This is a genomic window from Argonema galeatum A003/A1, assembly GCF_023333595.1.
GTDB lineage: Bacteria > Cyanobacteriota > Cyanobacteriia > Cyanobacteriales > Aerosakkonemataceae > Argonema > Argonema galeatum.
Window position 1 is genome coordinate 119,928 of the sequence record NZ_JAIQZM010000007.1, and the last position, 11,239, is coordinate 131,166.

An 11,239-nucleotide genomic window follows, 5' to 3' on the forward strand; every position below is an offset into this window, starting at 1 on the left:
AGATTGTGAGTCGAAAAAGATGTAGGGTTTCCCGATCAACGACTATTTTGGCTTCGTTCGCTCCAACGACTTGTTAGACCGCGTTTTGGTGGTAATTTCACAACTTCTCTTCCGCTTTCAGCTTGCTGCTTCCGCAAATCTGCAAAAATTGCGTTTAAGTCGTAGTTTAACGACTTTGCATATTCGTCACGAATTCGGTGAATCTCTTCTACTATTTCATCTTGCAACATACTAACCTTCCAGCAATTCGTAAGGTGTACAAAGGATGGGTAACTCGTATCCGAAGTCAAGGCTGATCTCTGCAAGCTTTCCCTGAATCTGCGCGTTGGCAATATGCTTACAATTCCACGTTAACAGGTAATCCAAGCCATGAACGGTAGCGGCTGCAATGTGAATCGCATCGACATTCGCTTTGGGAGGGAGATTACTGCGAGTGAGAAATTGTGCAGCTAAGTCCTCTACAGCCTGATTTAATTCTAGTAGTGGAAAGCCATGAAGTATCTCCAAGCGTTGAGCCGCGATCTCTGCATCTCCCAAGGCTACCTCTTTCAGGACTGCTTGTGAGATGTAGAGCGTAAAATTACCTCGACGAGATTCCCACCAATCTCGTGTTACTTCCATATTTGCAGCCAGAATTAGATTTTTGGTGGATCTGGCAGTGAGGTAGCCTAAGATACTGGTTTCAATATATACGGTTTCACTCATACAAGGCGGATCGAAAACCTCTTTATCTTAACCCACACCATCGCTTGTCTTTCAGGTTGGGAGTTATGAGAATTACAATAACGGCTGGCGATCGCTCTTCTTTTGGTAGTGCGATCGCTCTCCGTCCAATCATCGCATTGTCATGGTGGAAATGGATAAGATTATGAGTGGAAAAAGATGTTGGGTTTATTTGGGTTAACCTAAATTACAAGGAAGGGCGAGCGCACTGCTTTGGCTAGTGTATACCGATATATTCGCTCTAGCGGTAAAATTTATTGCCATCAGAATAAAAAACAATATCGTTACGGATACCATTGGGATAAAGGTAGGGCATCTTCAGATCAGAGAGACCGTCATTATTATTATCGATGGACTCAATCCTCCCAACAACAGAATTTGGGTTCAAGTTGCCCTTACCGCTTCTCCACCAGATGCTAGAGTTAAAGTTCCTTCCGTCCGAGGTCAATACCCATATTCCAACATCAAAGTTTCCATAGTCATACAGACAAGCAATATCGGACTTTTTATCACCATTGAACTCACCAACAGTACAACTAATTATTTTTGAGAAGTTCGTATCTCCCCGACGTGTTGCATACCATTGTTGCCAGGTTCTACCATCATTTACTTCTATTGCAACAGCAAGAGAGCCTACCTCTCGAATCCGAGCTTGTTGCGTTTGTGTGCCATCAAACTTTCCTCGTAATCCATATATTTGTGAATACGCTGCTTCAATCGAACTAAAAACTGTAGCTATCACACCGATAGAAATTAAAAATCTCATCAATATTTTCATAATTCCCTCCCAGCTAAAACTTCACAAAACTGGTCAATCTTCGATCTAACTATTAATTACACCCTACTTGCGGTATAAAACATCATTGCAGCAAATAAACAGCAAGTGTTTAATCTCTAAATGTACGTTTTATCATTACCATCATTACGTATAAATCAAAGCTTTGTCTACCCCAAAAATGTTCGATTTTGTTGGCAATTTTGTCAGCCACTCAAACTCGCTGCTTGAAAAATGTTGGCAAATGCTAGAAAATGTTGGAAAATGTTAGGTATAATACGGAAAATCACGACATCTACGATGCTCCATGAATCTTAAGGAAGTGTTAAAAATGGCTGACGATCTGGTGTTTGCCAAGACGGGTCAGCATCTTGATGACTTGCAAGAGGCGATCCTGCGGGGAACTATGCAAGGTGAGAAATACACGAAAATTGCCGAAGAGTTTCACTGTAACGAGAGTTATGTCAGGGATGTTGGCTCAAAGTTATGGCAGATCCTTTCACAAGAATTGGGGGAAAAAGTTAGTAAATCGAATTTTCGATCGACAATGGAGAGATTGCAAATCTCGATAGTTTCACATCATGCACAAGACTCTGTGCAAATAGGCTTCGTTAATTTTTGTGGAGAAAGTAGATACTCGCCAAATATCCCAAACTCACATCCACCTAATCAAGAAACATCTAACACAGAACAAACTAAAATCTCGCATCAAGATTTAAGCGAAATGCCAGAATTGGGTGCTTTTTACGATCGCACTCCCGAACTCGAAACCCTCACCACATCGATTTTACAACAACGCTGTCGCTTAATAGCGCTCACGGGTATCAGCGGTATCGGTAAAACAACATTAGCAGCGCAACTCGTTCAACAAATAAAAGATGAGTTTGAGTACGTGGTTTGGTGCAGTCTAGACGCATCATCCACTCTAGCTAAATTTGAAGCTAACTCGATCCAGTTTTTCTCGCAGTCAGAAAAGCAAGATTCGCCTGCAACTAACCCAAAAACCTTACCGTTGATTAAGTATTTACAAAAACATCGCTGTTTAGTCGTCTTAGATGACATTCACAACCTTTTCAGTAGCGGCGAATTGGCAGGAAAGTATAAACCAGGATACGAAGAATATCGCTCCTTTTTCAAACAGATAGAAACATTATCTCATCAAAGTTGCTTTCTGTTAATCGGTTGGGAACAACCGAGAGATGTGACTCAAGTAAAAAAACAAAATACTTCCATTCGTACCTTACAACTCACTGGTTTAGATATTGCAGCGGGACGGGAAATACTGAGAGATTACGGGGTAGCAGAAATCGAGAATTACTCAGCACTCGTTCACCGCTACCAAGGCAACCCCTTATGGTTAAAAAGCGTCGCCACTCTGATTCAAGAGTTGGCAGGATGTGTGACTGAGTTATTACCTTATGATACCATATTGTTGCCAGAAGATTTAAAAGATATTTTACAGCAGCAGTGCGATCGCCTATCCGAAATAGAAAAACAAGTTCTCTCCTTATTGGCTAAAGAAAGCGAACCAATCAATCTGGCAAAATTGCTAGAAAATAGCAGAATTCCAGCGTCAGATTTACTAAACGCGCTGCAATCTTTATCGCGGCGCTGTTTGATAGAACAACAAGGAAGTTTTTACATTCTGCCACCTGTAATGAGGCAGTATATCAAAGGGTTATAAGTAAGATGTTGCACTATTTTCTACTAGCCTCAAAACCCGCCTGCGAACCAATGATGCTGTTGGTAAATTGATGAGATTTTAATTCTACACAAAGCCACTGACTTCGCTTGTAGCCCGCCAGCGATTCAAATCGCTGGCTAATAGCAAAAGTCCATTAAAATGGACTGAATACTAATCTTACAGTCCATTTTAATGGACTTTCGCTATTAGCCCTGCACTTGAGTGCAGGGCGGGTGTGGGCGACACCACTCTACCCAAAATATCTCGGATGCCTTGCTACTACATATTTGTCTCTTTAGAACAATATATAGCGCGTCTAAATGAATTGTACAACCCGTGTAGCCCAGAAACCCGGTTTCTTTGAGAAACCGGGTTTCTTACACCTGTACAAATGATTTAGAAGCGCTATATAAGTAATCGATTACAGTCGTGCGATCGCGCTGTGCTATTATAAAAATTATCAAACTTATTTAGTCTAATTTTATGACCACTATAGCTACGGTGATAACACTCTCCAAACTCGTTGATTACTACATCTGGTTCGCTAATGACGTAGGCTCCTACCTCAGCAACCAAAAGCTACAAAAACTCTTGTACTATGCCCAAGCATGGTATCTGGCGTTTGAAGATACACCCCTTTTTGATGAGGATTTTGAAGCTTGGGTGCATGGGCCGACTATCCCGGCTTTATTTTACGAATACAAAGAACAATTTGGGTTTAAACCAATTCTGAAAGAAGTCGAAAAACCAGAGTTTCCACAGGAAGTACAAAAGTTTTTAGACGACTTGGCCGACGATTATTTCTTTCGGGATGCTTATGAGTTAGAATTGATGGTGCGCCGCGAAGACCCTTGGATTAAGGCTAGAGGTAACTTGCCAAAAGATGAACCTTGTCATGCTATTATTACGAAGGAATTAATGAAGGAATTTTACAAAACTCGTGTCATCGAAGAAGAATAAAAAAAGACAAGATACAGATATTCGCAGTCAAGCATCTTCACCAAGAAGAGAGGTTGTCAATATCCAAATACCAGAAGGAATTAGTTTTTCTTTCAGGTATTATCAGGATGACAAAGAGAAATTTTCTATTGGGGGTAGAGATGCTAGATACTTAGCATCTCTATTGAGAAGGCTGCGCGATTTATCGCAATTGAAAGCTGAAGAAGTCATTAACAATCAGAGTAAAAGTCTACGCTGTCATGGAATACTTTGGCAAGACACCACTGAGCCTAATGGCTTTTGTATTCCTAATGAAGACGAGCTTGTAAATATACCCTATCAGTTTCAAATATCTGCGAATGAATACGGCAGGGTGCATGGATTTTTCAGTGAAAATGTTTTTTACGTGGTCTGGCTAGACCCAGACCACAATCTTTATAGTTGAAATGTTCTTTTCCTCGATCTTGGACTTTGGCAAGAAGTCTAATGGATGGCAAACTGATTCTGGTTGTTCGTCCTTCACAGTAACTTATGTGCTAGTGATGCTTTGACCCAAATGCTTGAGGACTTTAAAAGCCGATCGCAGTTCGCTTGCCACAGTATAAATCGAAAAAGCCCGCGATAATGCGTATTGGGGAATTGGCTGAGCCAAGAGTTTGACAAATAACACATCATCCCCATTGGTCAATACGCCAAATCGTGGTTTATCTAGATCTGGATTTGCCATCATGTATGCTAGTGCTTGAGGCAATGCCGATCGCACTGAAATCATCGTCTTCTTAGACTCCAAAACCATTACCCAAAGATGATGTTGCAAAATCAAGATATCAATTCGCCCGCGCAGAGTTTCTTCCCCATCATCGATCGCAATCTCGATCGCGGCTTCAGCTTTCATCTTAAACGGTGGATCGTAGAATCCTGCCAGTTCTAATAAAGGCGATGCCACAAGCAGCGTTACCGCCCCTTCTAGCAATTCTCCATCGGCTCTGTGATATAGTAATCTCCGTCGCAGCGTATCCAAAGCAGTCTGTTCGGAATCGCTAAGGTTCGGCAATTCTGTTTGCCATTCTGTAAAAAAAGCCTCATCCTCAGTTCGGCTCAAGTTCAACTTTGATTCAGCTTCAGCAAGACTTTTAATGGCTTCCGTAACCGCAACAAACTTCGCCATCCATTCACCTTCGATTCAAGCAGTTGAATTTCAATCGGCCTTAGATTTATTGTAGATTATTTGAAAGCTAATCACCGATGGGAATGCTAAAATACAAAAATATAGAATAATTTGTGGTAAAACACTTATTGTTATGACTTACAACGTTATTTACGATGGCAACTGCAATCTCTGCGTCACTTTGGTGCAACTGTTAGAAAGCTTAGATAGCGGCAAAATGTTTGAGTATGCGCCGATGCAGGATGAAGAAACTCTTAGTCGGTTTGGGATTACGCCGAAAGACTGCGAAATGGGGATGATTTTGATTGATGCAGATGCACCCCAGAGGCGCTGGCAAGGTAGCGATGCTGCGGAGGAAATCGGGCGCTTGTTGCCGATCGGTATTATATTTGTGGAGGCTTATCGAGCTTTACCGGGGGTGAAGTGGGCGGGCGATCGCATTTACGAACAAATTCGCGACAATCGCTACACTTTATTTGGCAAACGTGCCGCCACATATCAGTCTGGCTACCCTATCAGTTGTAGCTCACAGGGAACTTGCTCGGATTGAACCAAGGCAGAGCCTTGGAAGATTCGTGACCAGGTTCCACCTGGTCACGAGGGTAAAAGACTGGGCAAATGGTATAACATTTAACCGTTGAACAATTCAAACACTTGCCTGCAAAAATGTTTTAGCTTTTCCCCCACCTCTGGAACTGGTTGAGAATCACCTACCAAACTCCAATTTTCAACAGTGGAAAGACGCCAAGCTAAACCTTGATGGTTAAATCCATCTGTTTCAATGCCAATTAGCCGACGGTAGGCATCCACAGGATCTTCGTAAAAACGAATCTGCACCAAAATGCTTCGACATTGAAACCGTCTACTCCAGCCAGGAAAATGAAAGCCGATATCAATAGAATCAGGATCGACTAACTCCCTGGTATCGACATCGTTCTGCCAAGGTTTGAGGTCTGCCTTCGCGTCGGGAAACTTGGACTTGAACAAGTTAACCACGGCAGCAATCTTACTGGCGAGTTCAATATTGGTGGCTTTTTGAGATGCGTTCACGCTTATTTGGATTCCCTATAGTTACGATTTAAAAGTGAGTTTGGCGAATAAGTCTAACAATATATTTCTGATTTAGCAACTGCAAAGCATCTTTCGTGGAATTGGTCATTAGTCATTGGTCATTAGACATCTCCAGAAATTAAAGGTGCGTTGCCTGTAACCCTTGTAGAGACGTTGCATGCAACGTCTCTACATTCTTTGAAAGGAGATGAGTATTAGTCATTCTCCCCCACTCCCCCATTCTTTCACTCCCCCACTCTCCCAGTCCTTGTCCAAAAATACCGTTGGGCGGTAAGCTCAAGCAACGGGCAACAAGCAGGATTGAGAAAGTGGCACTAAATGAGGAATTGCTTGAAGTTGGTTCGCTGAAATGGTTTTATCGGGAAGCGAAACCCATTGGCAGAAGTGATAGACTGCCGGTGCTGCTGCTGCACGGTTTGCCTTCCCAGAGTTACAGTTGGACTGAAGTGATGCCCGGTTTGGCGGAAAAAGGGTATTCCTGCATCGCGCCAGACTGGATTGGTTTTGGCATCTCATCCAAACCAGACAAGCGAGACTTTGCTTATACACCCGATGCCTTTATTGAAGCTTTGGCAGCATTCATCGAAACCCTGGAAATCGATCGCTTTTCCTTGGTTGTGCAGGGATTTTTGGGGTCTTGCGGTATCCAATATGCCTTGAGGAACCCAGAAAAAATCGAGCGCTTGGCTATCTTGAATGCGCCGATGTCATCTGCGGCTAAAATACCCTGGAAAATTCAACAGCTGGGATTGCCTTTGGTCGGTGAGATGGTGACGCAAGACCCCATCTTGGTTGACAGAACCCTAGAAGGCGGTAGCGGTTACGGGATATCAGAGAAGGATTTGGATGTGTATCGGCGTCCCTACCTCAAGAGTTCCGATGCGGGGCGGAGTCTGCTTTGGACGGTGCGGAATCTCCAGATGCAGCAGTCAATGGCAGAAATTGAGTCTGGTTTGCGAGGGTGGACGCAGCCAACGCTAATTGCCTGGGGGATGAAAGACCCGTGGTTGCCTTTTACGCAGACAGAAGGGGTAGCCAGTTCGATGCAGAATGCAGAAGTGTCCAAACTGGAAGAGGCTGGTCACTATCCTCAAGAACATTGGTCTGATCGAGTCAGTCAAGCTCTAATAGGGTTTCTTCGCCGGTAAGATTTTTAAGGATACTTTTTAGTTCGGAAGTTCATTCCACAAATAATATGCCACGTTATCGGTCTTTTCTAGCCTTGGTGCTGGCGTTTTTGACGGCCTTTTTGGTTAGCTGCGGCACTCCTGAAGTGAAGAAGCCTCCCACTTACACGCCAGCTCAGATTGAGCTGATTGGGCAAAATGTTTCTGCAATTAAGGCTTTGCGCGATCGCTTGCCCGAACTGGCAAAGCTGGTTCAAGATGAAAATTGGGTTTTTGTCAGGAATTTCATCCGTGGGCCTCTAGGTGAATTGCGGGGCAGGATCTCTGGGATAGAACGCAACCTGCTTCCCGACGCCCGACCAAAGGCGCGTGAAGCAGCCAAAGAGCTATATGAGAGCTTAGTTTCGATCGATCAAGCTGCTCAAAAACGTGACTACAAAGCGGCGATCGGCAATTACGCCGCAATTCAGAAGAATCTGAACGCTTTTTTGGATCTGGCTCCTAAAGCGTAGTCGATTTTGGATTTTGGATTTTGGATTTTGGATTGTCTGGCAATCTAAGATCTAAAATCTAAAATCTAAAATCTTTTTTCAGATGAGTCATGTTGCGATCGTAGGATGCGGTGTTGTTGGTGCGACTCTAGCCTACGAACTCAGCCAGGTTCCAGGACTAACTATTACAGTCGTGGATACAAAACCACCAGCGCAGGGTGCTACAGGTGCCGCCTTGGGCGTCCTGATGGGCGCGATCAGCCACAAAGTCAAGGGGAAGGCGTGGCAGATGCGGCAGAGTAGCATCCAACGCTATGAAACTTTGATTCCAGAACTAGAGGCGTTGACTGGTCGTAAGATTCCCTTCAATCGGCAGGGAATTCTGATGCTGTGTTTGGAAGACAGGAGTTTAGCTAGCTGGTCAGAATTGGTACAAATTCGGCTAGAGCAAAATTGGCATCTGGAAATGTGGGACGCCGCGCAAATAGGCGCTAACTGTCCTCAAGTTAATTTGGAGAAGATTACGGCAGCAGTCTATTCTCCCCAAGATAGACAAGTCGATCCAACTGCTCTAACCCTAGCTTTAGTTGAGGCAGCAAAGCTAAACGGCGTCTCTTTTCAGTTTGGCGTCACCGTGTTGGGGGTGGGATCGAAAACGTCTAATGGGGTTTGCAAACAGATTCAGACAACAGCTGGCGCGATCGATCTTGATTGGTTGGTGATGGCGGCGGGGTTGGGTTCATCGCCGTTGACGAAATCTTTTGGACAGCTAGTTGACATTAGACCAGTTTTAGGGCAAGCTTTGCATCTGCGATTGGAGCATCCTTTGGGGCGTCCCGATTTTCAGCCGGTGATTACTGGTAATGATGTGCATATTGTGCCGGTGGGAGGGGGAGATTACTGGGTCGGCGCTACAGTGGAGTTTCCCAGTGATGGATATGCGGCGATAGGGGATGAAAGTTTATTGGCAAAGGTGAGGGAGGATGCGATCGCATTTTGTCCAGCTTTAGCCGACGCCACCGTAGTTAGGAGTTGGTCTGGTTTGCGTCCGCGTCCAGAAGGTCGTCCTGCTCCAATTATCGGTAAATTGCAAGGGTTTAGCAATATTCTTTTAGCTACTGGACACTATCGCAACGGGGTGCTGCTGGCACCTGCAACTGCACAAGCGATTCGGGATGCGATCGTAGGAATAAATACTGTATAGATAGAGTTAATCTAAATTTATCTCGCATAGCGTAGCGTGATTCTGTCCAAGAGTAGATGAACTTCTCTTAAGACAGGAATTATTATCGATGCTTGGAGTCATTTTAAGGTGAGTTACTCCGTTCCCGCCACAAGATTATGTAGGGGCGAAGCATTGCGGAATTAACGTTTCGGTTTTGAATTAAGATTAATCCCGCAATGCAACGCCTTCCCACTATATAGCAACCGCTCTCGTCGATTAGGGCAATAGGGGCGGGTTTAGCAGATAATTTGTGGCTAACGGACAAGAATCATGGCAAAACCCGCCCCTACAATTTACCAGTACCTACCCACTCGCAAGCCGCTATATTAAATTGGGAGAAGCTACCTATGCAACCAACTCTTTTATTAAATGCCATTCAAAATTTGGCCGATTTAGTAGCAAATAATAGCCAGGGGCAATTCTCACACCAGGATCGAGCTTTCCGCACTTTACCGCTGCCCTGGACGATCGCGCAACTTTTAGATGAAGAAGATCCCAGCATCATATAAAACTTACTTTTTTTGAAAGAAAAGGAGATGCGATCGCACCATCTTTAATTGTATGCTAATGAGGCGAAATCAGAATGCTTCTAAATGCCGATTCCATCAGAAATTCAAGCTCTAATTGAACGATTAAACCAAGAACTAGCTGATACTGAGACTGATGCAACGCAGGGACTAAATTTAGTCAGACCTATATTGTCTCAGTTCCTAGATAATGCTAGAATGATTCAGTTCTTTGCTTTTTTCAATAACATCCTATCATTCGTAGAAATTTCCAGAAGACGGATTCAGGTCGCCCGTGGACGGCTTGAGGTTCCCGATGCAACAGGAGAGTAAATTCAGGATGTTGAAGAAGAGTTGGGAACGCTACTGGGTCGGGTAATTGAAAGTAAAATAGCTGTCAGAGAAATTAACCGCAATTTGGAGGAATTACAATGAAAGAATTACCAGATGATCAGACTCTAGATAAACTATTGGAACTAGCCAAAGACGCAGAACAGAAAGCTAAAGCCGTGTATGATTTAGCAACAGAAATAGATGAAAAGTTGCGAATTCGGCAGGAATTAAGAAGACAAGCTGCGATCGAACAATTACGAAAAGCTAAAGTAGAAGTATGAGGTGCGACGCGCTTTTTGGAAAAGAAGCCGATATGCCTACGGCACGCTGCGCGATCGCACCATCTTTAATGGTATGCTAATGAGGCGAAATCAGAATGCTTCTAAATGCCGATTCCATCAGAAATTCAAGCTCTAATTGAGCGATTAAATCGGGAATTGAATGAAACTGAGCAAGCAGCGACAGAGGGACTAAATCGAGCCAGACCCCTACTGTTTCGGTTTCCAGATAATGCTATTTTGATTCAAATCTTTGCCTTTCTCAACAATGCCATCTTCTTTGTAGATAATTCCAGAGGACGGATACAGACTATTGTTGATAGTATTTCGTCTGCTGATGCGACTGCTGAGGTAATCCAGGAGAGAGGAGAATATTTAGCGACTTTGCTGGGACAGGTGATTGAAGTTAAAATAAATGCAAATAGGCTGAAAACTCGTTTGGAAAATTGGCCATGAATGAACTATCTTTAAATGAAAAGCAATTGGCAGAATTAAATGAAATCCTTGAAATTGCTAGAATTACTGAACAAAAAGCCAGAGAACTATATGAGATGGCAACCCTAATGGCATTGAAGTGTCAAATTCAGGATGAAATTAGAGAAGTGGGAAAACAGCCAGCTGGTGCTATTGAGTAGATGCAAACTTACGCAACTGATAACTAAAAAAAGGTACGTAGTTGCGCTTTAGCGCCAAATCTAGCGCCCAAGCGCAACAACGTACCTAGTTCAAATCCGCCTATCCCCACACACCTGCAACCTTTCCCGCGCCTCCCGATGGGAAGCAAAGTAAAATTTCAACCACTCGCACCCCCGCGCCAACAATTCCTCTAATCCTTCTACCCGCCACAACTTAGCAGTTCTGTCATCCGATGCAGTCGCCAGATATTCCCCATTCGGACTAAAGCAGACACTCCTTACCC

General features: G+C 43.7%; 18 protein-coding genes. 12 read left to right on the plus strand and 6 right to left on the minus strand.

The annotated features are described in order from the left end of the window. Window positions 1–35 precede the first annotated feature (35 nt). The 3 genes from LAY41_RS10065 to LAY41_RS10075 all read right to left on the minus strand — a co-directional run bounded on the left by LAY41_RS10065 (window position 36) and on the right by LAY41_RS10075 (window position 1,501). Window positions 36–230 (minus strand): hypothetical protein, encoded by a 195-nt coding sequence (locus LAY41_RS10065; protein ID WP_249097029.1) that lies wholly within the window; start codon window positions 228–230, stop codon window positions 36–38. A gap of 1 nt (window position 231) precedes the next feature. After that, complete coding sequence (locus LAY41_RS10070; RefSeq protein ID WP_249097030.1) at window positions 232–705, minus strand: type II toxin-antitoxin system VapC family toxin; 474 nt, start codon at window positions 703–705, stop codon at window positions 232–234. Between the two features lie 259 nt (window positions 706–964). After that, on the minus strand, window positions 965–1,501 hold the full coding sequence (locus LAY41_RS10075; RefSeq protein ID WP_249097031.1) for a hypothetical protein: 537 nt from the start codon (window positions 1,499–1,501) through the stop codon (window positions 965–967). 304 nt (window positions 1,502–1,805) lie between these two features. Here LAY41_RS10075 and LAY41_RS10080 point away from each other — a divergent pair, with 304 nt between their 5' ends. The 3 genes from LAY41_RS10080 (at window position 1,806) to LAY41_RS10090 (ending at window position 4,566) form a co-directional block, all read left to right on the plus strand. Next, window positions 1,806–3,182, plus strand: coding sequence for a helix-turn-helix domain-containing protein (locus LAY41_RS10080; protein WP_249097033.1), 1,377 nt, complete (start codon window positions 1,806–1,808; stop codon window positions 3,180–3,182). A gap of 483 nt (window positions 3,183–3,665) precedes the next feature. Next, a complete protein-coding gene (locus LAY41_RS10085) occupies window positions 3,666–4,142 on the plus strand; it encodes a Panacea domain-containing protein (protein WP_249097035.1) in 477 nt (158 codons plus the stop codon). After that, the gene (locus tag LAY41_RS10090; RefSeq protein ID WP_249097036.1) at window positions 4,123–4,566 is read left to right on the plus strand and encodes a hypothetical protein; all 444 of its coding nucleotides are present in this window, start codon (window positions 4,123–4,125) and stop codon (window positions 4,564–4,566) included. The genes LAY41_RS10085 and LAY41_RS10090 overlap by 20 nt, the downstream gene beginning before the upstream one ends. Window positions 4,567–4,650: 84 nt before the next feature. On the opposite strand, the gene LAY41_RS10095 is transcribed toward LAY41_RS10090, so the two are convergent. After that, a complete protein-coding gene (locus LAY41_RS10095) occupies window positions 4,651–5,289 on the minus strand; it encodes a type I restriction enzyme HsdR N-terminal domain-containing protein (RefSeq protein WP_249097037.1) in 639 nt (212 codons plus the stop codon). 133 nt (window positions 5,290–5,422) lie between these two features. On the opposite strand from LAY41_RS10095, the gene LAY41_RS10100 reads away from it, so the two are divergent. Next, window positions 5,423–5,839, plus strand: coding sequence for a thiol-disulfide oxidoreductase DCC family protein (locus LAY41_RS10100; RefSeq protein ID WP_249097038.1), 417 nt, complete (start codon window positions 5,423–5,425; stop codon window positions 5,837–5,839). Between the two features lie 80 nt (window positions 5,840–5,919). Here the strand turns inward: LAY41_RS10100 and LAY41_RS10105 are convergent, their stop codons facing one another. Next, on the minus strand, window positions 5,920–6,339 hold the full coding sequence (locus LAY41_RS10105) for a hypothetical protein (protein ID WP_249097039.1): 420 nt from the start codon (window positions 6,337–6,339) through the stop codon (window positions 5,920–5,922). A 329-nt stretch (window positions 6,340–6,668) separates the two neighbouring features. On the opposite strand from LAY41_RS10105, the gene LAY41_RS10110 reads away from it, so the two are divergent. The 8 genes from LAY41_RS10110 (at window position 6,669) to LAY41_RS10145 (ending at window position 10,955) form a co-directional block, all read left to right on the plus strand. Next, entirely contained in the window at window positions 6,669–7,508 is an 840-nt protein-coding gene (locus tag LAY41_RS10110; RefSeq protein WP_249097040.1) for an alpha/beta fold hydrolase, read from the plus strand. A 47-nt stretch (window positions 7,509–7,555) separates the two neighbouring features. Then, window positions 7,556–7,999 carry a photosystem II protein PsbQ gene (gene psbQ / locus LAY41_RS10115; RefSeq protein WP_249097042.1) on the plus strand — a complete coding sequence of 148 codons (444 nt, stop codon included), beginning with the start codon at window positions 7,556–7,558 and terminating at the stop codon, window positions 7,997–7,999. A gap of 82 nt (window positions 8,000–8,081) precedes the next feature. Further along, window positions 8,082–9,182: an NAD(P)/FAD-dependent oxidoreductase gene (locus LAY41_RS10120; RefSeq protein ID WP_249097043.1), complete on the plus strand. Its 1,101-nt coding sequence runs from the start codon at window positions 8,082–8,084 to the stop codon at window positions 9,180–9,182. Window positions 9,183–9,550: 368 nt separating this feature from the next. Further along, a complete protein-coding gene (locus tag LAY41_RS10125; RefSeq protein WP_249097044.1) occupies window positions 9,551–9,712 on the plus strand; it encodes a hypothetical protein in 162 nt (53 codons plus the stop codon). An 84-nt stretch (window positions 9,713–9,796) separates the two neighbouring features. Beyond that, window positions 9,797–10,042 (plus strand): hypothetical protein, encoded by a 246-nt coding sequence (locus LAY41_RS10130; protein WP_249097045.1) that lies wholly within the window; start codon window positions 9,797–9,799, stop codon window positions 10,040–10,042. A 98-nt stretch (window positions 10,043–10,140) separates the two neighbouring features. Further along, window positions 10,141–10,323: a hypothetical protein gene (locus tag LAY41_RS10135; RefSeq protein ID WP_249097048.1), complete on the plus strand. Its 183-nt coding sequence runs from the start codon at window positions 10,141–10,143 to the stop codon at window positions 10,321–10,323. Window positions 10,324–10,428: 105 nt separating this feature from the next. Continuing rightward, entirely contained in the window at window positions 10,429–10,776 is a 348-nt protein-coding gene (locus tag LAY41_RS10140) for a hypothetical protein (RefSeq protein ID WP_249097049.1), read from the plus strand. Next, the gene (locus LAY41_RS10145) at window positions 10,773–10,955 is read left to right on the plus strand and encodes a hypothetical protein (protein ID WP_249097051.1); all 183 of its coding nucleotides are present in this window, start codon (window positions 10,773–10,775) and stop codon (window positions 10,953–10,955) included. Before LAY41_RS10140 ends, LAY41_RS10145 begins: the two co-directional genes overlap by 4 nt. Before the next feature lie 90 nt (window positions 10,956–11,045). Here LAY41_RS10145 and LAY41_RS10150 read toward each other — a convergent pair. Next, window positions 11,046–11,239 (minus strand): WD40 repeat domain-containing protein (locus LAY41_RS10150; protein ID WP_249097052.1); only part of this gene is annotated, 194 nt, incomplete at its 5' end.

Bases quoted from the DNA above. Each gene is read 5' to 3' on its own strand.
- LAY41_RS10065 (WP_249097029.1), bottom strand. From the start codon at position 230: ATGTTGCAAGATGAAATAGTAGAAGAGATTCACCGAATTCGTGACGAA.
- LAY41_RS10070 (WP_249097030.1), bottom strand. From the start codon at position 705: ATGAGTGAAACCGTATATATTGAAACCAGTATCTTAGGCTACCTCACT.
- LAY41_RS10075 (WP_249097031.1), bottom strand. From the start codon at position 1,501: ATGAAAATATTGATGAGATTTTTAATTTCTATCGGTGTGATAGCTACA.
- LAY41_RS10080 (WP_249097033.1), top strand. From the start codon at position 1,806: ATGAATCTTAAGGAAGTGTTAAAAATGGCTGACGATCTGGTGTTTGCC.
- LAY41_RS10085 (WP_249097035.1), top strand. From the start codon at position 3,666: ATGACCACTATAGCTACGGTGATAACACTCTCCAAACTCGTTGATTAC.
- LAY41_RS10095 (WP_249097037.1), bottom strand. From the start codon at position 5,289: ATGGCGAAGTTTGTTGCGGTTACGGAAGCCATTAAAAGTCTTGCTGAA.
- LAY41_RS10100 (WP_249097038.1), top strand. From the start codon at position 5,423: ATGACTTACAACGTTATTTACGATGGCAACTGCAATCTCTGCGTCACT.
- psbQ (WP_249097042.1), top strand. From the start codon at position 7,556: ATGCCACGTTATCGGTCTTTTCTAGCCTTGGTGCTGGCGTTTTTGACG.
- LAY41_RS10120 (WP_249097043.1), top strand. From the start codon at position 8,082: ATGAGTCATGTTGCGATCGTAGGATGCGGTGTTGTTGGTGCGACTCTA.
- LAY41_RS10125 (WP_249097044.1), top strand. From the start codon at position 9,551: ATGCAACCAACTCTTTTATTAAATGCCATTCAAAATTTGGCCGATTTA.
- LAY41_RS10130 (WP_249097045.1), top strand. From the start codon at position 9,797: ATGCCGATTCCATCAGAAATTCAAGCTCTAATTGAACGATTAAACCAA.
- LAY41_RS10135 (WP_249097048.1), top strand. From the start codon at position 10,141: ATGAAAGAATTACCAGATGATCAGACTCTAGATAAACTATTGGAACTA.
- LAY41_RS10140 (WP_249097049.1), top strand. From the start codon at position 10,429: ATGCCGATTCCATCAGAAATTCAAGCTCTAATTGAGCGATTAAATCGG.
- LAY41_RS10145 (WP_249097051.1), top strand. From the start codon at position 10,773: ATGAATGAACTATCTTTAAATGAAAAGCAATTGGCAGAATTAAATGAA.